Origin of the sequence: Hyphomicrobium sp. (assembly GCF_051860585.1) — a bacterium.
Classification (GTDB): domain Bacteria; phylum Pseudomonadota; class Alphaproteobacteria; order Rhizobiales; family Hyphomicrobiaceae; genus Hyphomicrobium_C.
Map to the genome: position 1 here is coordinate 254543 of NZ_JBHYDS010000001.1, position 18789 is coordinate 273331.

Consider the following 18789-nt stretch of genomic DNA (forward strand, 5'->3'; position numbering starts at 1 on the left):
GCCGGACGTTAGCCGCCACGGCGTTCCACGGCAACTCATGGTCCGGAGTTGGGGTCCGGAGTTGAGGCCGGAGACGGAGGCGGCGCGAGCAGGATCTCGGTCACCTCGTCGGAGAAGCGCCGGCGGACGCCGCCCGTCACGACCGCATCCGTGCCTTGCGGATCCGGCTCGCTGCCCGGCACGCCGTGGGCGCGCAAGGCTACGGCGCATGCCGCCCAATCGCCTCCTTCAACCGGCTCGTTGCACGACGCCCACGAGAGCGATCCAAGGACGTTGTCGCCGAACCCATGCTCCTCCGTCCATTGCGCGCCGTGCTCCAGCAGGAAGCGGGCGAGAGACGCGTCGCCGCGGAACACCGCGTGGTTCAGCGCCGAGGCCTTCCAATCGCCGCCGCGCGCATCGATCGGCCAACCGAGTTCGACCATTGTCCGCACGGCGTCCGCCGCACCCTGGGCGGCAAGTTCGGGCAGCAGCCGAAGCTCCGGCTCGGCAAGGGCGGCGATCAAGCCGGTGTGCCCGGCGAGGAGGTCGCGCGCCGCCGCCGCGTCGCCGCGAGCACTTGCGGCGATGAAGGCGTCCTTGGCCGAGAGGGCCGTTTCCTTTCCGCTGGCGGCGCGAAGCCTGCGGGCGACCTCGGGCAGGCCGAACTTGAGGGCCAGCAGCTCGGCGCTCTCTCCGCGCGGCGTGCAGGCCAACGGATCTGCCCCTGCCGCAAGGAGCGCCTCGATGTGCGCGGGCGATCTCCTGCGCCGTATGGCCCACAGCAGCGGAGTACCCCAATCTGATGCCGGCGGTCCCGACGGCGGCTCGTTCGCGTCGCCCCCATGGGCCAAAAGGAGACGCAACGGAGTCACGTCGTCGAGGTCGAGGGCGCGATAGAGCGCGTTCGAACCGGTGACGCGCGCGCCAGCCTCCAGCAGAAGCGACGTGCAGGCCGGATTTTCGAGCGCGTGATAGAGCGACTCGCCATCATTCGGATTGGCGCCGTGTTCGAGGAGCAGTTTCGTCAGGGCGGGATCGTGGTTCTGTCCCGCGGCACCATAAAGCGCCGATAGCATATTGCGCTCGTCGGCCGTATCGGGCGATGCCGCCCATCTATTGGCGACGCTCTGGTTCGGATCGGCGCCAGCTTCGAGGAGCAGGCGTGCCGACGCATGCAGGCGGTCGCGATAAGCGGGCAGGCGCCCGAGACTCGAATGCGTGACGGCAACCAGCGGCGGCAGCGTCAGTGGGCCACCTGCGTGTTTGACCCAGGCCGGATCGCGCGCCGTCTCGCGCCTCAGTGTGGCTTCGTCGCCGACGGCGCAGGCGAGGTACGGATCGGCGTTCGCAAGCTCCGGCTGCTCGCCGATCACGCGTGCGGCGACGTGAGGCTGGGCGCGGTTCGTCCCGCCGACGATGTCTCCGGCATAGAGGAGCCGCCATAGGTTTAGGATCGTCTCCACCGGATCGGCGGCCGTTGCATTGCGAGCCTCGACGAAGCTTTTCAGATCCGGCCATGACGGGAAGCCGTATTCGCGCGCGATGCAGGATTGCGCGTCGCGCAGGCGCAGCGCGTTGTCCGCGAGACTTCCGGCGGCGGCCGCAGGAAGGAACTGCCGAAATCGCGCGATCGCCTTGGTGTCGCCGTTCCGGACCTGGGCGAGCAGGTCTTTCGCCTGCTTTTTCAACTGGCCGAGATTCGGCCGTGCGGGAAGCCGCTTCATCATAACCTCCGTGCATGAAGCGCCGACGATCCGCAAAACGGCTGCACAAAGGTTGAAGACTGAACGTGTGCCGAAGCAAGTGGGCTCTGCCCTTCCCGCGGATCCGGGTGCGGCTTGCTACCGCGACAGGAATGCTAGGTGAAGAGCCAAATTCCGTCAACGCATGTTGGATCGCGATGCCCTTTCGGATATGGAAGCGGCATGGCGATCCATGATTTCACTTCGCAGCGTCTGTTTGTCGATGCCCCGCTGGCCGGCGGCTCGCGGGTGACGTGCTCGCCCGAACAGGCAAGCTATCTGCGTACCGTGCTGCGCCTTGGCGACGGGGCCGACATCCTGATCTTCAACGGCCGTGACGGCGAATGGCGCGCACGCCTCGAGGCAGCCGGGAAGCGCGGCGCGGCGCTGGAAGCGCTGGAGCAGACCCGCGCGCAGACGGGCGGCCCGGATGTCGATTACATCTTCGCGCCGCTCAAACGTTCGCGTCTCGACTACATGGTGCAAAAAGCCACCGAGCTTGGCGTCGCGCGTCTCGTGCCCGTCATCACGCGACATACGATTGCCGAACGCGTCAATCTCGACCGCATGCGCGCCAACGTGGTCGAGGCTGCGGAACAGTGCGGCGTGCTCCGCGTTCCTGCGGTCGCCGAGCCGCTCAAGCTGACCGCCTTGCTGGCGCAGTGGGATCCGGACCGGCGCTTGATCTTTTGCGATGAAGGCGCCGCGCACGCGAGCCCGCTGGCCGCGCTCGCGGATCTCAAGCCCGGGCCGATGGCGGTGCTGATCGGGCCCGAAGGCGGATTTTCGCCCGATGAGCGGGAGATGATCCTCGCACGGCCCGAATCCATCGCGCTTTCGCTCGGGCCGCGCATCATGCGGGCTGACACGGCCGCGGTGGCGGCGCTCGCGCTCGTCAACGCCGCACTTGGCGATTGGCGCTAAGCTGAAAGGACAACGGATGCTGACGCTCTATCACAACCCGCAGTCGCGCTCGACGGTGGTGCATTACATGCTGCATGAGCTCGGCGAGCCGTTCGAGATCGTGCCGATCGACCTCAAGGCGGGCGAGCACAAGACGCCCGAATTCCTCAAGATCAACCCGATGGGGAAGATCCCGGTGCTGCGCGACGGCGACACCATCGTCACCGAGAACCCGGCGATCCTCACCTACCTCGCGGACAAGTATCCGAGCGCAGGCCTCGCGCCCGCCATCGATGCGCCGGAGCGCGGCGCTTATCTCCGCTGGCTGTTCTTTTACGGCAGCTGCTTCGAGCCCGCCTGCGCCGACATGTTCATGAAACGCGAGTCGCCGGCCTCGACCGTCGGATGGGGCAAGCCCGCCGACGTCCTCGATACGCTCACCGGTGGGCTCAAGCCGGGCCCGTGGCTGCTCGGCGAGCGCTTCTCGGCCGCGGACGTGATGGTGGGCTCCGGGGTCGCCTATATGCTGGGGTTCAAGGTCATTCCCGAACGGCCGGAATACCTCGACTATGTGGCGCGCCTGGAGGCCCGTCCGGCGCATAAAGCTGCCGTGGCGGCGGATGCGGCACGACTTTCTGGCTGATCCAGGCCGATTGATCCTGCCCGGACGATCCTGGGCAAATGCACGCAGGCAGGGTTGGGCGTCCCGGCCGTTGCGCCCTCCTCTTTGCGTCTTGGCGCTCGGGTTGCTAGAACCCGCCTCTAGAGTCGTCCCGCGCTTCCATGCGATCACGGAACGACCCTAGATCTCTATTTGTCGTGCTTCTTATCGGAAAACCGCTGCACACTTTTCCGGAAGCACCTCTACTTTGTTTGTCGTGCTTCTTATCGGAAAACCGCTGCACACTTTTCCGGAAGCACTCTTCGAACGCACGAGAAAGACGGGCAATGGCTAAGGATACTGGCGTGGCGGGAGATGCGGCGGCGACCGGGACGGGCGCGCGCGATTGGAGCGACACGCTCAACCTGCCGAAGACCGACTTTCCGATGAAGGCGGGACTTCCGCAGCTCGAGCCGAAGCTGCTCGAGCGGTGGAAGAGCCGCGACCTTTATCGCGAACTGCGCGAGGCCTCCAAGGGGCGGCCGAAGTTCGTGCTGCACGACGGTCCTCCCTACGCCAACGGCAACATCCACATCGGGCATGCGCTCAACAAGATCCTCAAGGATCTCGTCGTCAAGAGCCAGCAGATGCTGGGCTTCGATTCCAACTACGTGCCCGGCTGGGATTGCCACGGCCTTCCGATCGAATGGAAGATCGAGGAGCAGTACCGCGCCAACGGAAAGGAAAAGCCGAACTTCTCCGATGCTGACGCGATCAATGCGTTCCGCGACGAGTGCCGGGCGTTTGCTGCCAAGTGGGTGGACGTGCAGCGCGAGGAGTTTCAGCGGCTCGGCGTGATCGGCGACTGGGGCCATCCTTACCTGACGATGAGCTATCCGGCGGAAGCGACCATCGCGCGCGAGCTGATGAAGTTCGCGGCCAACGGGCTTCTCTATCGGGGCTCGAAGCCCGTGATGTGGAGCGTGGTCGAGAAGACGGCGCTGGCGGAAGCGGAAGTCGAGTACCACGACTACACGAGCGATGCGGTGTGGGTGAAGTTTCCGGTCTCTGCCGGCATCAAAGCTCAGATGTTCACGCCGGGGAACGAAATTCAGGCATCCACAACGTTCCCCAGCGAGTTGGCAGGTGCCAACGTGGTGATCTGGACGACAACACCTTGGACACTGCCTGGCAACCGCGCGATCAGCTTTTCGTCGAAGATCGATTACGGTCTCTACGAGGTCACGGCCGCACCGGAAGGCAACTGGGCGAAGGTTGGCGACAAATACATCCTCGCCGACAAGCTCGCCGAAGGCGTGATGAAGTCGTCGAAGGTCGACGCTTACGAGCGCCGGTGCAGCGTCAATGCCAACGATCTCAAAGGGCTCGTGAGCACGCATCCCCTCGCCGTGCTCGGCTATGACTTCGACGTCCCGCTCCTCGACGGCGATCACGTCACCGACGACACCGGCACAGGCTTCGTGCACACGGCGCCGGGGCACGGCGCGGACGACTACATCATCTGGATCGCGAACCAGAAGGCGCTGCGCGACCGCGGCATCGATACCACCATCCCGTTCACGGTCGATGCGGACGGCGTGCTGACGAAGGAAGCGCCCGGCTTCACCGGCAAGCGCGTGCTGAAGGAAAATGGGGACAAGGGCGACGCCAACGATGCCGTGATCAAGGCGCTCAGCGACGCCGGCAACATCATCGCGCGCGGCCGCCTGAAGCATCAGTATCCGCACTCGTGGCGCTCGAAGAAGCCGATCATCTTCCGCAACACCCCGCAGTGGTTCATTGCGATGGACAAGTCCCTTTCGCCGCTGACGACCGTTGAAGGCGACATCGTGCCTGCGCCGCTGCGTACGCTGCGCCAGATCGCACTCGACGAGATCCGCGCCACCGAGTGGGTGCCGGAGACGGGCGAGAACCGTATCAACGGCATGATCGCCAACCGGCCAGACTGGGTCGTCTCGCGGCAGCGCGCGTGGGGCGTGCCGATCTCCGTGTTCGTCGCGAAGTCCGACCACGGAACCTTCAAGGAAGGCGACATCCTGCGGGACGAGGCCGTCAACGCCGCCATTGCCGACGCGTTCGCGAACGCAGGCGCTGACGCGTGGTTTGCGGCCGGCGCGGCCGAGCGCTTCCTCAAGCCCAAGTACGATCCTGCGAACTGGGAGCAGGTGCGCGACGTGCTCGACGTGTGGTTCGATTCCGGATCGACACACGCGTTCACCTTCGAGGATCCGGCGCAGTTCCCCGGTCTCGCCGGAATCCAACGTATCCGTGACGGCGGTGCGGACCGCGTCATGTATCTCGAAGGCTCGGACCAGCATCGCGGCTGGTTCCATTCCTCGCTGCTCGAGAGCTGCGGCACGCGCGGGCGCGCGCCCTACGACGTGGTACTGACGCACGGCTTCATCCTCGACGAAAAGGGGGATGAGAAGATGAGCAAGTCGAAGGGCAACGTACTCAGCCCGCAGGACGTGATGAAGACGTCCGGCGCGGACATCCTGCGCTTCTGGGTCGCCTCGGCCGACACGACGAACGATATCCGCTTCGGGCCCGCCATCGTGCAGTCCGCCGCCGAGTCCTATCGCAAGCTGCGCAACTCGTTGCGCTGGATGCTGGGCGCGCTGCACTACTTCTCGCCGGACCTGCAGGTGCCGAAGGCGGAACTGCCGGAACTCGAACGGCTGATGCTGCATCGGCTTGCGGAACTCGATGCGGAGGTGCGCGCCGCATATGCCGCCTACGACTATCGCGGCGTCGTGGCGGCGCTGCTGCCGTTCATGAACACGGATCTTTCCGCGTTCTATTTCGACATCCGCAAAGACACGCTCTACTGCGAAGCGCATTCGAGCCTGAAGCGCCGGGGCGCGCTGACGGTCATCGACCAGATCTTCGGCTGCGTGACGTCGTGGCTCGCGCCCATCCTCTCCTTCACGGCCGAGGAAGCGTGGGGCCATCGCTACGGCGAAGAAAAGAGCGTGCATCTCGAGACCTTCCCCGAGGTGCCGGCCGCGTGGCGGGACGAAGCGCTCGCCGAAAAGTGGGCGCGCGTGCGCGATGTGCGCCGGGTGGTGACAGGTGCGCTCGAAATCGAGCGGGCTGCGAAGCGGATCGGCTCGAGCCTGGAAGCAGCACCTGACGTGTTCATTACGGATGCGGCGACGCTGGACGCCATCGAAGGTCTCGATCTCGCCGAGATCGCCATCACGAGCGGCGCAACCGTCATCACGGCCCCCGCGCCCGAGGATGCCTTCACGCTGCCTGACGTGCCGGGTGTCGGCGTCACTGTACGCCGCGCCGAAGGGCGCAAGTGCGCGCGGTCGTGGCGGGTGACCCAGGATGTCGGATCGGACCCGGATTATCCGGATCTCTCGGCCCGCGACGCGGCCGCCGTGCGCGAGCGCGACGCCATGGTGTCCGCATGAGCGCCGCGACGGGGCGGCTCGCGCGTTGGTTCTGGGGGCCGCACGCCGCGCTCGCGCTCAAGATCGCCGTGGCGGTGTTCGTGGTCGACCAGGCCAACAAGTGGTGGACGATTTACGTCTACGATCTGCCGTCGAAGGGGCGCGTGCAGGTGCTCCCGTTCTTCGATCTGTTCTTCATGAAGAATACCGGCATCAGCTATTCGATGCTCGACCAGTCCGGCCAGGGCTGGCAAAATGTTCTCGCTTTGTTTGCGGTGGTGGCCTCCGTGGCCCTGTGGGTCTGGCTCTCCGTGGCCGGAACGGGCCGCCTGATGGCCGTCGCGCTCGGCCTGATCATCGGCGGGGCCATCGGCAACGGGCTTGACCGGCTGCTGATCGGGGGGGTTGCGGACTTCTTCTCGCTGCACGCGTTTGGTTACTACTGGTATGTCTTCAACATCGCAGATGTGGCCATTGTTGCCGGTGTTGCGGCCCTCCTGTATGACTCGGTCACGGGGAGTCGCAATGACGCCGCAAACCCGATGTAGCCCGGGTATGTAAGGCGCGGGACTCAATCGGTAAAAAATAAGGGCTTGCGATCGACATGGCCAAGAGCTTGACCAGCCGCCGGCTTCGCGCACGTATCGCGTTGCTCGTCGCCGTTCCGTTCGCGGTGTCGCTGGCCGGTTGCTCCGGTGACGATGTCGAACTCAACGGCAAGATTTTCGATGCCGTGGGCCTCAACAGCGGCAGCGCCAAGTCGGCCGAACCCAAGCTGGCCGCACGCGCGCCGCTCGTCATGCCTCCGAATCCCGAGCGTGTGCCGGAGCCGGGCGTGCCGCCCGAGGTTGCCGCCAGCGAAGTCGCAACGCTGCAAGACCCCGACAAGGTGGCGAAGACCTCGCGCGTCGAACTCGAGCGCCAGCAGGCGGAATACTGCAAGGTCCACTATGAGCAGGCGAAAGCGCGCGGCGACAACGACGCCGACCAGGCCTCTGGTCCGCTGGGTCCGTGCCGCGGCTCGGTGCTGTCGGCGATCAAGACCTGGACCGACTCCGGCGAGAGCGAAGAGTAGCTCGCGCTCCCGCCCGCCACTTCCTATTTCCTGATTTATTCGAATGACTTGCCGCGCTTGAGCGGCTGCCAAATCACATCGACATGAACGCGTTGTCATTTGACAACATCGGCCTGAATGACGAGATCTGCTGCAGTCGCTTAGCCTGATCTTGCCGTCGGCGCCGGATGATCAGATTGACCCGCGATCTCTCGCCACCGAGGATCATATGATGAAGACTCCGGGCGTTTTGCGCCTTCTTACGTGGACCCTCACCCTCATGCTCGCCATTTCCCCGTCCCAAGCGCAGCCCCGCACGAGCGAGTTCAAGCTCGCCAACGGTCTCCAGGTCGTGGTGATCCCCGATCACCGCGCGCCGGTCGTCACGCACATGATCTGGTACAAGGTCGGTGGCGCGGACGAGCCCAAGGGCGTCTCCGGCATCGCGCATTTCCTCGAGCATCTGATGTTCAAGTCGACGGAGAAGATTCCGATCGGCGAGTTCTCGAAGATCGTCGCGCGTCTCGGCGGGCAGGACAACGCGTTCACCGGCCACGACGTGACGAGCTATTTCCAGCGCATCGCCAAGGAGCGCCTGGAGACGGTGATGGAGATGGAGGCGGACCGCATGGTCAACCTGCGCCTCACCGAGAAGGAAGTGCTGACGGAGCGTGACGTCATCCTCGAAGAGCGCCGCAGCCGTATCGAGAACAATCCGGCCGCGATCATGGACGAGCAGATGAACGCTGCGCTCTACCTGTCGCATCCGTACGGTATTCCCGTCATCGGCTGGGAACACGAGATGGCAAAGCTGTCTCAGCACGACGCCCTGACGTTCTACAAGCACTTCTACGCTCCCAACAACGCGGTGCTGGTGGTGGCTGGCGACGTAACGGCCGAGGAAGTGCGCACGCTCGCCGAGAAGACCTACGGCGCAGTGCCGGCCAATCCGGCGGTCGACACGGCGCGCAATCGTCCGTCCGATCCGCCGCAGCGTGCGGCGCGGCGCGTCGAGTATTCCGATCCCCGCGCCGGCAAGGCGTCGTTCCATCGCGACTACGTCGTGCCGAGCTACATGACCGCCAAGCCGGGTGAAGCCGAAGCGCTCGATCTCCTGATGAAAATCGCCGCAGACGGCGCAACCAGCCGCCTCTACAAGCGCCTCGTCGTGGAAGAGAAGATCGCCTCGTCCGCAGGCGGCAGCTACCAGGGCTCGGGCCTCGACTACGGCACGATCAGCCTCTACGCGATCGCGGACAATGCAGCGAACCTTCCCAAGGTCGAAGCCTCGATCGACAAGGTGCTCGGCGAGTTGCGCGACCATGGCGTGACGGAGGCCGAACTCAAACGGGCGCGGTCCAGCTACATCGCCGATTATATCTACGAAAACGACGACCAAGCCTCGCTCGCGCGCCGCTACGGTTGGGGTCTCTCGGTCGGGCGCACGGTGGCGCAGATCGAGGGCTGGCCCGACGCGCTGTCGAAGGTCACGGTCGACGACATCAAGCGTGCCGCTGCAGCCTATCTCGATGTGCGCCGCTCGGTGACCGGCTATCTGACGCCCTCGGCGGACAACGACGCCGCGCGGGCTGCCGAGCAGCCGGCCCCGAAAAGCCGTTCCTGATGCCTTTGTCGGTCTAGCCGGTTCGGCGCGCGCCCTCCTCGCTTCGACGCGCCCGAACCGGAAACCCTCGTCGCAAGGACCATTTTATGGATAAGCTCCGCTCAATCTGTAAGGATCAGCTCCGCTTCGCCTGTAGGGATCAGCTCCGCTTCATCGTGCGCGTTGCCCGCTCCAACGCCGCGATCTTCACGGTTTTTGCGCTCGTCCTCTGTCTTTCCTTCACCAGGCCCGCACACGCGATGAAAATCCAAGAAATCAAAAGTCCCGGCGGCATCGAAGCCTGGCTCGTGGAAGCCCACGAAAATCCGCTGCTCGCTCTCAAGTTCTCCTTCGAGGGCGGCAATGCGCAGGACCCGGCCGGCAAGGACGGCGTGGCGAACTTCCTGACCGCCATGCTCGATGAAGGCGCCGGCGATCTCACGTCATCCGACTTTCAGGAGCAGATGGAAAGCCTCGCCATGCGCATGTCCTATGAGGACAGCCGCGACGCGTTCTATGGAAACTTCGAGACGCTGACGCAAAACCGCGACGAGGCCGTCAAGCTTCTGAAGCTCGCGATCACGAAGCCGCGCTTCGACGCAGACGCCGTGGAGCGCATTCGCAGCCAGCTGCTCGCCAATCTCGTCTATGCCGACCGCAGCCCCGACAAGGTCGCCGCCAAGGAATGGTTTGCGACCGCCTTCGCCGGGCATGTCTATGCACGTCCCTCGCAGGGCACGGAGGCCACAGTCGGCGCGATCAACAGCGCGGATCTGGAGTCGTTCCGCAAGCGCACGTTCGCGCGCAGCAATCTCAAGGTCGTGGCCGTCGGCGACATTTCGCCGGAGCAGCTCGGCAAGCTGCTCGACGACGTGTTCGGCGACCTTCCGGCAAACCCGGAACTCGTAGCCGTGCCGATGACGAAGCCGGTCGCGGGTGTCGAGAAGCGGATCGACATGGATGTGCCCCAGTCGGTGGCCGTGTTCGGGCTGCCCGCCATGGCGCGCAAAGACCCGGACTTCATGGCGGCATTCGTCGTCAACCATCTCGTCGGCGGCGGCGGCTTCGCCTCGCGGCTGATGGAAGAGGTGCGCGAGCGCCGCGGCCTCGCCTACTCGGTCTACAGCTATCTGCAGCCGTTCAAGCACACGTCCATTCTGATGGGCAGCGTGGCGACTCGGGCGGACGCCATCGGGCAGTCGCTCGACGTGATCCGCGCGGAGCTGAAGCAGGTCGCGGACGAAGGCCCGAAGCCCGAAGAGTTCGAGAACGCGAAGAAGTATCTCATCGGCTCGTATGCGCTGCGCTTCGATACCAACGCCAAGATCGCGAGCCAGCTGCTGGGCCTGCTCGAAGACGATTTCGGACCGGACTACATCGAGAACCGCAACAAGATGGTCGAAGCGATCACGCTGGAGGACGCCAAGCGCGTCGCCAAGCGTCTTCTCGCGCCGGAAAACCTGATCATCACGATCGTCGGCCAGCCGGCCACCGCGACGGCCGACAAGAAGGGCTGACGGCGCATAGGCGCCGGGCGGCTTTGACGCTGCCGTGGCGCGTCCGTTCGTGGGCCATTCCGCCGGTGGCTGCGCGCGCTTGACGCCTCGCCTGAAAACTTGGCGTCTCGCCTGAAACCGGCTAATCCCTCCGGAAACCAAACGCCCGTCTCGCCGGTTATTGGGACGCCCCGCCAGCCCGGAACGCCATGACCCAATCCCCTTCGCCTGCCTCGCCGTCCTCCGCGCCTTATCGCCAATCGATCGCCGGATGCCTGTCCGGCGCCATCGGCGCGCACGGGCTTAGCGAAAGCGAGCTAGGCCGCTGGCTTGAGAAGAGCGCGCCTGCGCTGCACGATCTCAAGGCGGACTACGCAAGCGGGCGGCTGCCGCTTTTGAAGATCGCGGAAGAGACCGCCGACATCGACGAAGCGGACGCCGCGTTGACGCGCCTGCTCGAAGGGGCGAACGCGATCGTGTTCTTCGGCACGGGCGGATCCGGACTTGGCGGCCAGACGCTGGCGCAGCTCGGCGGCTGGAACCTGCCCGGCGTCTCGTGCTGCTCGGACGCGCGCCGCCCCCGGCCGCGGACGCGTTTCTACGACAACCTCGACCCGCTGACGCTTTCGGCCGGGCTCGGCCGGCTCGATCTGGCGAAGACACGCTTCGTCGTGACGTCGAAATCCGGCGGCACGACGGAAACGCTGACGCAGCTTTTGGCGACGCTCTCGGCCGTGAAAGACGCCGGACTGGAAAGCCAGATTCCGAAGATGTTTCTCGGCATCACGGAGCCGGACGCGCCGGGCAAGACGAACGGCCTGCGCGCGCTGCTGGCGAGCCTCGGCATTCCAATGCTCGCGCATCACACCGGCATCGGCGGGCGCTTCTCATGCCTCACCAACGTCGGCCTGATGCCGGCGATGGCGCGCGGGCTCGACGTGCGCAAGATCCGCGCGGGCGCGCGCGAGGTCATCGACAGCCTCGTCTCGTCCTCGTTCCCGGCCGCCTTCGCGCCCGCCATCGGCGCGGCCACGGCCGTGGGGCTTTCCAAGGAGCGCGGCATTCGCACGCTCGTGATGATGCCGTACAACGACCGCTTGGGGCGCTTTTCGGAGTGGTACGTCCAGCTTTGGGCCGAGAGCCTAGGCAAGGGCGGCGAAGGCACGACGCCCGTCCCGGCGCTCGGGCCGCTGGACCAGCACAGCCAGCTGCAGCTTTTCATGGACGGTCCGCGCGAGATCGCCGTGACGCTCGTGCGGGTGGCGAGCGCCGGCGAAGGCCCGGTGCTCGACGCCGAGATGGCCAACATCGCCGGTCAAGGCTTTCTGGGCGGCAAGACGATCGGAGATGTCGTCGATGCCCAGGCTCACGCCATCGCCGAAGCGTTGACGCAGGCGGGCCGCCCGGTCCGCACGTTCGATCTCGCGACGCTGGACGAGCGGACGATGGGCGCGCTGCTCATGCACTTCATGATCGAGACGATCCTGGCCGGACGGCTGCTGGAGCTCGATCCGTTCGACCAGCCCGCCGTCGAACTCGCCAAGACGCTCACCCGCGAGCGGCTGGCGCGCTAGACATCCTCACTGTCGTCAGCTCGATCGACGCGGCTCAGTTGCGGCGATTTTCAATCGAGAAGCGGATCAGGTCCGACGTTCTCGGCAGGTCGAGCTTTTCCTTGATGCGGCCGCACGAGTTGGCGACCGTCTTGTAGGCGATGCCGATGGCGTCGGCGATGCCCTGCAGGCTCTTGCCCTCGCCCAGCATGCGCAGGATCTCGATCTCCCGATTGGTCAGGTTGCGCATGGGATCCTCGGCGCGCACGGCGCTTATGGCCAGTTCGCCCGCCAGCGTGCTGTCGAGGTAGCGTTCGCCCTGGAAGACGCGCAACACACCCGTCGTGAGCTCGTCGGCGCCGGCGCTCTTGCAGACGTAGCCGTAGGCACCGGCTTGCAGCGCCCGGTTGGCGTAGATCGCCTCGGCATGCATGGAGAACATCAGAACGCGCACGCCGCTATTCTCGATGCGGAGGCGACGCAACAGCTCGAGCCCGCTCGCTCCTTCGAGGTTGATGTCGAGGACAACGACGTCCGGGTGCTGATTGCGCGCGCACGCGAGCGCCTCATGTGAGGTCGCCGCTTCGTAGACGACGGCGTTCGGCAATGTCGACAGCAGGCGTTGGACGCCCTGACGCACCACAGCATGATCATCGACAATCAGAATTTTCATCAACCCACCTCTGGATCCGCGGATCCATCGAACGCCGCGTATGTTTCCCCGATCGGCAAGCGTACGTCCACCGTAACGCCTGCCGGACTTGCACTATTCTTAATTTCGACCGTTCCGCCCAGCGCAGCGACGCGCTCGCGCATGGCAATGAGGCCAAAGCCGCCGGCAGAGCTGCCCGGCGTCAAGCCGCCGCCGTCGTCCCTGACCACGACCCTGACGTCACCCTCCGGTTCGCGGGTGACGGAGACATCGATCCTCGTCGGGCGCGCATGCTTGAAGGCGTTGCTGATGGCTTCCCGCACGATGCCGTGAATGACGGCATCCTCCTTCTGTCCGCCGCCGGGATAGGTCACGTCGACGTTGAACGTGACATTCGGATCGCGAAGCTGCCAGGAGCCGATCAGCGTTTCGATTGCGTTGGCGAGCCCGAACTCCATATCGACCGAGGGGCGAAGCCGACCCAGGATGGATCTGACGTGCTTGTTGATGTGGGCGACGGCATCGCGGATGGCGTCCGCGCGTTCGGCTACCACATTCTGGTCGGGCATCTGAGACATCTGCCGGATCGTCGACGCGTCGACTTCGACCGAAAACAGGAACGGGCTCACCTCATCGTGGAGATCACGCGCGAGATCGGCGCGTTCTTCTTCCTGAACGGTGGCGAGTTGGTCGTTCAGCTTCTGGTTGGCCGTCTCCATTTGACCGAGGCGGTTCGCCATTTCGTTGAAGCCGGTGCACAACCGTACCAGCTCCGTCGGCCCATTTTCGGCTACACGCACGCCGTAGTCGCCACCGCCAAGCCGCTCGAACGCAGCCGACAGCGTGGGAAGGGGTTCGAGCGCGCGTCCGACCGTGACGTAGACCAGCGTCGCGACGAGAGCGCAGAAGACGGAAAGAATGGCGAGACGCAGGAGAAAATCTTCCCAGACCTCGGCCACTTCGCTGCGCTGATCCGCCGTCAACTCCAGCATGCCGAAGCGTGCGAGGTCGCCTGGCAGATCGACACGCACCACCTCGGGTACGCGCGCCATGAGCGCATAGAACCAGTTCGGCAATTCTTCAACGGGCGCAACGAAACTCGAAATGCGCTCGCCAGCCGGTTCGGGCTCGACGAACGTCACCTTAACGTGGCGATTGCCGTCGAACACGCGGACGAGGCGCACAAGCTGCAAGCGCGGGTCGTCGTCATGGGCGATTTCCTGAATGACCTTACGGACGGTCTTTTCAGCGATGACGAGGGCCGAGCCGACTTCCGTTTCGACCTTGGTCGCGGATTGCCAATAGGTGAGCAACAGAATGAAAACGAGCGTAACGGCGAGCACGCTCGAGATGTTGCGAATGAGGGTGGCGCTCAGAGACTCGGATTCACGCGGCCCGAACGAGCTTAGGCCCAATCGTGCGATCATCGCCCGGCCTCCAATACTGGTGACTGAGCGGGGTCCGGGACAGGCTGGATTCTCGCGAACGCGGGTCGCATGGACGGCTTTCAATGTAACAAGGTTACATCCCGTATGTTATAAATTGACGCAGGGCGCAAGTCCCTCGGCACCTGCGAAGTTGTCCCGGACGCCTTGCATGGGCAAAAAGCCCCCAGCGCAATAGATGCGCCAGGGGCTCTCAGCGACTCTTGTGAGGTATGGAAACCTCGGACGGTTAAGGCGCCGACTCTTCGGTCGGAACGCGGGCGTTCGGGTTCGCGCCAGCGGCCGGATCGGACGGATTGATGTTGCTCGGGGCCGGCTGCTGATTTTCGTTCGTGTTCGGATCGCCGGGAAGGCCCGCGGGGGATTCTGCGCCCGATTCACCAGTGCTCAGGCCATCGCTCGACGACGAACTGCCAGTCCCCGGAGGAGATGTCGGCACACGCGCTGCCGGGTTCGAACCTGCTGCCGGATCGGCCGGGTTCACGTTACTCGGCGCCATCTGCTGATTTTCATTTGTCGTGGGATCCGACGGGTTGCCGGCCGGCGACTGAGCCAGAGCCGACGTTGCGCCAGCGGCGACTGCAAGCGCTGCAATGAGAGATGTTACCTTGATCATCGCGTTTCCTTTTTTGTTGGAGTTCAATCCTCCCTCGCTCAAGGAAACGCGGGGTCCACGGCACGGTTCCGGCGGCCCGTCAGCTTGACGCACCTAGACCGTGGCGAGACCCGCGATGTGAGGATCAGCTTGCGTTATCGGCCCGCCGGAAGCGCACCGGTCTCAATAGCCGAATTGCCCGGGGCCGCAGCCGGCACAGTCGCCGCGATCACTTTTGCGTCGGGTGCCGTGAGGAAGCGATCGGCGATCGAGCCCCAAGCATCCCAACCTGCACGATCGTTGGCGATGTCGTGGCCGTCTGTGCCGTACGGCGGGAGAATGTCGAGTTCCGCCTCGGCGCCGCCGGTCCGCCAGGCCTCCGCCATTTCGGAAGCGAGCTTCGGTCCGAAATAACTGTCGTTCTCAGAATAGAGCCACAGCGTCGGGATGCGCGCGGTCGAGCCATATTGGCCAGCAGCCTCAACCAAGCGGTCCTTGCCGCAAATCGCCTGAGGTTGACCGCCCGCATGCCCACCGCGCCCGCCGGCCATGTTGACGATGGCGCGCACTTGCGACGGATTACGGGCCGCAAGGGCCAACGATGCCCAACCGCCCGTCGAAATTCCGACAACGACCGTGGCATGGGGCGCAATATCCGGCTCCCGGGTCATGTAGTCGATGACCGCCTCAATGTCGTCGGCAGCAATTTCTCCCGAGCGGGCGTGATCGGGATTGGTGCAGGTGCCGACCGATTCTTCCAACTCGCCGCCCGTGGCTCCATGACCACGACGTTGCGGAACGACCACCACGTAGCCCCGGTCAACGAACCACTTCGAAAGCCAATAATAGACGGGCATGGCAACAGACAGGCGCGTCGCGCTCGACGTGCCATGATTGATCACGACCAAGGGACGCTGCGTGTTTTGCTCAGTCCCGGTATTTTCGTGGCCGTCATCGTCTTGAGGACGGAAGACCGTCGCCCGCAGGCTGCGCGCCGGATCGCCGCTCGGCAAAATCCAGAATTGCTCACGCATGCGCGGGCCTTCAGGGCCGAACGACCCGTATTGCTGGCTGTCTTTCCCGTCTTTCGCGAGTGCGGCCGGCGCAAGCGCGCCCATGGCCACCAAGCCCAGAAAAATCCAGCGGGCGCGGAGCGCCCAGATGCTGTTCGCCATAAGTCTCGAACCCCCGGCGGCGTTGACGGGTAGCACCTGCCAAGCGCACGGGGCAAAGTTATGGCACGACTCAACGAGCCGGCAAGGACGTCAGAGATACAGTTGACGAAATACGAAGGGCGCAACCCCGGGTGAAACGCACCCACCAGCCTCACTTCCGAGCCCACTTCCGGCCCATCGGAGCTGCGCGAGTCGATGCGAAGTTTTAGTTTTCGCTCGAAGAATTCTCATGCCGTCGCAATTGCGCGGCTTGCTCGGCGAGTTGCAGCTTCGCGAGGCCAAGGGCGATTGGATCGGGAAGGGTCTGCTCCGTCACAGCGTAGTCGCGTCTCAGCCGCGCACCGACCACCTTCAATAGATCCTCCTCAAACTCTCGTTCCATTCGCTCCGTCTCCTGCCGACGTTCGGCCTCGCGCATCACTGCGGAGGTGCCCGGAACGAGAAGCTTTTACGCTCGTCCCGCGCGCTCATTTCCCACGCCAGATCGCACTACGCAGTCCCGTCCGTTACTCGCTAAGCGGAAAACCCCCTCACTGCATGGGTGTGTAACAATGCGTCGGTGACCTGGTTCCATGAAAAATTGCGGCAGTGCGAAGACTGTGACGATCGGGAAACAAAAAGGGAGATGAAGGGTTTAACGGCAAAGCCCCCGTCAGCCCGCCAGACGGGCTGCGGGCGCGCGAAACCAAGGAGGAATTCGACATGGGCCGAGCAACCGCACATCCCGATCACCGGCTGATTTCCAGCGAGGACGTGCATGGCACCGACGTCATCGGCGCAGCGGAGGACGTGATCGGCGAGATCGATCATCTTCTCATCGAGAAAATGTCCGGCCGCGTGGCCTACGCCGTCATGAGCTTTGGCGGCATCCTGGGACTGGCGCACAGCCACTATCCGATCCCCTGGACCGCGCTCAAATACGACGCCAAGGCGGGCGGCTATCGCACCGGCATCACCGTCGAGCAGCTCCGCAACGCGCCGGAGTTCAGCGACGACTCGTGGACCGACCGCGCGTGGGAGGTTCGCACGCACGAACATTACGATGCTCCCGCCTACTGGGGACGCTGACGCCGCCGCTGATATGCGCGCGATGTCATTTCGCGGCCGCGCCACGTTGGGCCGCAACGACTTGTCCCACCGGAACTTTGGCCCTTCGCGGCGCGTCCTTCTATCAGACACCTCTGATTGCTGATCACGCGGTCGTTTCGCCAGGAGGCTTTCGTGATGCCGTCATTCTATTTCCCCCTCTCCGTGCTCGCCCTATTGCTGCTGGCTGGCTGCAGCGAGGAACAAGCCCTGCAGCCGAGCGCGACCACCGGCCCGCAACCGACGCTGGCCGAGCCGAAGCCTCAGCTCATTCCGACGATCCAGATCGCGCCTGCCAAAGGCTGGCCGGAGGGCGGCAAGCCGAAGGCGGCGGACGGGCTTGCGGTTACGGCGTTCGCGGGCAGCCTCGATCATCCGCGCTGGCTCTATGTGCTGCCGAACGGCGACGTGCTCGTTGCCGAGACCAACCGGTCTGAAGGCGGCAAAGGCGGCATTATGGGCTGGATCATGGGCCTCGTCATGACGCGCGCCGGTGCGGGCGTGCCGAGCGCCAACCGGCTCACGCTGCTGCGCGACGCGGACGGCGATGGCGTGGCCGAGACCCGCAAAGTCTTCCTGAAGGATCTCAATGCGCCCTTCGGAATGGCGCTGATCGGCGGCGATTTCTACGTCGCCAACACCGACGCGCTGATGCGCTTTCCCTACAAGGATGGCGATACGGAGATTGCCGCTGCGGGCGTCAGGATAGCGGACTTGCCGGGCCTGCCGATCAATCACCACTGGACCAAGAACATCATCGCCACGCCGGACAGCACGAAGATGATGGTCACGGTCGGCTCGAACAGCAACATCGCTGAATCCGGGATGGATCACGAGGACCGCCGCGCCGCCATTCTCGAGATCGATCTCAAGACCGGTAAATCGCGCGTGTTCGCATCGGGCCTGCGCAATCCAAACGGAATGGCCTGGGAGCCGCAGACCGGTGCGCTCTGGACCGTCGTCAACGAACGCGACGAACTCGGACCCGATCTCGTTCCTGATTACCTGACGTCCGTGAAGGACGGCGGGTTCTACGGCTGGCCTTATAGTTATTTCGGAAGCAACGTCGACGAGCGCGTGACGCCGCAGAATGCCGAGCTCGTTGCGAAGGCCATCGTGCCCGACTATGGGCTGGGCGCACATACGGCCTCACTTGGACTGACGTTCTCGTCCGGCGCGCTCCTGCCGGAGCGGATGCGCTCTGGGGCCTTCATCGGCCAGCACGGCTCGTGGAACCGCAATCCGCCAAGCGGCTACAAAGTGATCTTCGTGCCGTTCCAGAACGGCACGCCCTCAGGAGAGCCGATCGACGTTCTGACCGGCTTCCTGAACAAGGACGGCGACGCACAGGGCCGCCCTGTGGGCGTGGTGATCGACAAAAAGGGCGGGCTGCTGGTGGCGGACGACGTCGGAAATGTCATCTGGCGCGTGACGGGCGAGGCCGCGGCGGCGAGCGCTGTGGCGCGTTAGCTCGCGAGCCCCG

General features: G+C 64.7%; 16 protein-coding genes. 10 read left to right on the plus strand and 6 right to left on the minus strand.

Annotated features, from left to right (window positions below; translation table 11 throughout):
- Window positions 1-35: 35 nt before the first annotated feature.
- On the minus strand, window positions 36-1706 hold the full coding sequence (locus ACTIFK_RS01160) for an ankyrin repeat domain-containing protein (RefSeq protein ID WP_439541199.1): 1671 nt from the start codon (window positions 1704-1706) through the stop codon (window positions 36-38).
- Window positions 1707-1907: 201 nt separating this feature from the next.
- Here ACTIFK_RS01160 and ACTIFK_RS01165 point away from each other — a divergent pair, with 201 nt between their 5' ends.
- The 8 genes from ACTIFK_RS01165 (at window position 1908) to ACTIFK_RS01200 (ending at window position 12374) form a co-directional block, all read left to right on the plus strand.
- Entirely contained in the window at window positions 1908-2648 is a 741-nt protein-coding gene (locus ACTIFK_RS01165; RefSeq protein ID WP_439541200.1) for a 16S rRNA (uracil(1498)-N(3))-methyltransferase, read from the plus strand.
- 16 nt (window positions 2649-2664) lie between these two features.
- A complete protein-coding gene (locus ACTIFK_RS01170) occupies window positions 2665-3270 on the plus strand; it encodes a glutathione S-transferase family protein (protein ID WP_439541201.1) in 606 nt (201 codons plus the stop codon).
- A 305-nt stretch (window positions 3271-3575) separates the two neighbouring features.
- A complete protein-coding gene (gene ileS, locus ACTIFK_RS01175) occupies window positions 3576-6668 on the plus strand; it encodes an isoleucine--tRNA ligase (RefSeq protein WP_439541202.1) in 3093 nt (1030 codons plus the stop codon).
- Window positions 6665-7195 carry a signal peptidase II gene (gene lspA, locus ACTIFK_RS01180; RefSeq protein WP_439541203.1) on the plus strand — a complete coding sequence of 177 codons (531 nt, stop codon included), beginning with the start codon at window positions 6665-6667 and terminating at the stop codon, window positions 7193-7195. Before ileS ends, lspA begins: the two co-directional genes overlap by 4 nt.
- A 56-nt stretch (window positions 7196-7251) precedes the next feature.
- Window positions 7252-7722 carry a hypothetical protein gene (locus ACTIFK_RS01185; RefSeq protein WP_439541204.1) on the plus strand — a complete coding sequence of 157 codons (471 nt, stop codon included), beginning with the start codon at window positions 7252-7254 and terminating at the stop codon, window positions 7720-7722.
- A 208-nt stretch (window positions 7723-7930) separates the two neighbouring features.
- Entirely contained in the window at window positions 7931-9325 is a 1395-nt protein-coding gene (locus ACTIFK_RS01190) for a M16 family metallopeptidase (RefSeq protein WP_439541205.1), read from the plus strand.
- Between the two features lie 86 nt (window positions 9326-9411).
- Entirely contained in the window at window positions 9412-10821 is a 1410-nt protein-coding gene (locus ACTIFK_RS01195) for a M16 family metallopeptidase (protein ID WP_439541206.1), read from the plus strand.
- Between the two features lie 188 nt (window positions 10822-11009).
- Window positions 11010-12374 (plus strand): glucose-6-phosphate isomerase, encoded by a 1365-nt coding sequence (locus ACTIFK_RS01200; protein WP_439541207.1) that lies wholly within the window; start codon window positions 11010-11012, stop codon window positions 12372-12374.
- Between the two features lie 34 nt (window positions 12375-12408).
- Here ACTIFK_RS01200 and ACTIFK_RS01205 read toward each other — a convergent pair whose 3' ends face one another.
- The 5 genes from ACTIFK_RS01205 to ACTIFK_RS01225 all read right to left on the minus strand — a co-directional run bounded on the left by ACTIFK_RS01205 (window position 12409) and on the right by ACTIFK_RS01225 (window position 16602).
- Window positions 12409-13026 carry a response regulator gene (locus ACTIFK_RS01205; protein WP_439541208.1) on the minus strand — a complete coding sequence of 206 codons (618 nt, stop codon included), beginning with the start codon at window positions 13024-13026 and terminating at the stop codon, window positions 12409-12411.
- Complete coding sequence (locus ACTIFK_RS01210; RefSeq protein ID WP_439541209.1) at window positions 13026-14432, minus strand: ATP-binding protein; 1407 nt, start codon at window positions 14430-14432, stop codon at window positions 13026-13028. Before ACTIFK_RS01210 ends, ACTIFK_RS01205 begins: the two co-directional genes overlap by 1 nt.
- 247 nt (window positions 14433-14679) lie before the next feature.
- A complete protein-coding gene (locus tag ACTIFK_RS01215) occupies window positions 14680-15066 on the minus strand; it encodes a hypothetical protein (protein WP_439541210.1) in 387 nt (128 codons plus the stop codon).
- A 134-nt stretch (window positions 15067-15200) separates the two neighbouring features.
- On the minus strand, window positions 15201-16220 hold the full coding sequence (locus ACTIFK_RS01220; protein ID WP_439541211.1) for an alpha/beta hydrolase family protein: 1020 nt from the start codon (window positions 16218-16220) through the stop codon (window positions 15201-15203).
- Between the two features lie 205 nt (window positions 16221-16425).
- The gene (locus tag ACTIFK_RS01225) at window positions 16426-16602 is read right to left on the minus strand and encodes a hypothetical protein (protein ID WP_439541212.1); all 177 of its coding nucleotides are present in this window, start codon (window positions 16600-16602) and stop codon (window positions 16426-16428) included.
- Window positions 16603-16922: 320 nt separating this feature from the next.
- On the opposite strand from ACTIFK_RS01225, the gene ACTIFK_RS01230 reads away from it, so the two are divergent.
- Together ACTIFK_RS01230 and ACTIFK_RS01235 are read left to right on the plus strand one after the other, a co-directional pair.
- Entirely contained in the window at window positions 16923-17288 is a 366-nt protein-coding gene (locus tag ACTIFK_RS01230) for a PRC-barrel domain-containing protein (RefSeq protein ID WP_439541213.1), read from the plus strand.
- A 156-nt stretch (window positions 17289-17444) separates the two neighbouring features.
- Window positions 17445-18776, plus strand: coding sequence for a PQQ-dependent sugar dehydrogenase (locus ACTIFK_RS01235; RefSeq protein WP_439541214.1), 1332 nt, complete (start codon window positions 17445-17447; stop codon window positions 18774-18776).
- Window positions 18777-18789: the final 13 nt, after the last annotated feature.

Bases quoted from the DNA above. Each gene is read 5' to 3' on its own strand.
- ACTIFK_RS01160 (WP_439541199.1), bottom strand. From the start codon at position 1,706: ATGAAGCGGCTTCCCGCACGGCCGAATCTCGGCCAGTTGAAAAAGCAG.
- ACTIFK_RS01165 (WP_439541200.1), top strand. From the start codon at position 1,908: ATGGCGATCCATGATTTCACTTCGCAGCGTCTGTTTGTCGATGCCCCG.
- ACTIFK_RS01170 (WP_439541201.1), top strand. From the start codon at position 2,665: ATGCTGACGCTCTATCACAACCCGCAGTCGCGCTCGACGGTGGTGCAT.
- ileS (WP_439541202.1), top strand. From the start codon at position 3,576: ATGGCTAAGGATACTGGCGTGGCGGGAGATGCGGCGGCGACCGGGACG.
- lspA (WP_439541203.1), top strand. From the start codon at position 6,665: ATGAGCGCCGCGACGGGGCGGCTCGCGCGTTGGTTCTGGGGGCCGCAC.
- ACTIFK_RS01185 (WP_439541204.1), top strand. From the start codon at position 7,252: ATGGCCAAGAGCTTGACCAGCCGCCGGCTTCGCGCACGTATCGCGTTG.
- ACTIFK_RS01190 (WP_439541205.1), top strand. From the start codon at position 7,931: ATGATGAAGACTCCGGGCGTTTTGCGCCTTCTTACGTGGACCCTCACC.
- ACTIFK_RS01195 (WP_439541206.1), top strand. From the start codon at position 9,412: ATGGATAAGCTCCGCTCAATCTGTAAGGATCAGCTCCGCTTCGCCTGT.
- ACTIFK_RS01200 (WP_439541207.1), top strand. From the start codon at position 11,010: ATGACCCAATCCCCTTCGCCTGCCTCGCCGTCCTCCGCGCCTTATCGC.
- ACTIFK_RS01205 (WP_439541208.1), bottom strand. From the start codon at position 13,026: ATGAAAATTCTGATTGTCGATGATCATGCTGTGGTGCGTCAGGGCGTC.
- ACTIFK_RS01210 (WP_439541209.1), bottom strand. From the start codon at position 14,432: ATGATCGCACGATTGGGCCTAAGCTCGTTCGGGCCGCGTGAATCCGAG.
- ACTIFK_RS01215 (WP_439541210.1), bottom strand. From the start codon at position 15,066: ATGATCAAGGTAACATCTCTCATTGCAGCGCTTGCAGTCGCCGCTGGC.
- ACTIFK_RS01220 (WP_439541211.1), bottom strand. From the start codon at position 16,220: ATGGCGAACAGCATCTGGGCGCTCCGCGCCCGCTGGATTTTTCTGGGC.
- ACTIFK_RS01225 (WP_439541212.1), bottom strand. From the start codon at position 16,602: ATGGAACGAGAGTTTGAGGAGGATCTATTGAAGGTGGTCGGTGCGCGG.
- ACTIFK_RS01230 (WP_439541213.1), top strand. From the start codon at position 16,923: ATGGGCCGAGCAACCGCACATCCCGATCACCGGCTGATTTCCAGCGAG.
- ACTIFK_RS01235 (WP_439541214.1), top strand. From the start codon at position 17,445: ATGCCGTCATTCTATTTCCCCCTCTCCGTGCTCGCCCTATTGCTGCTG.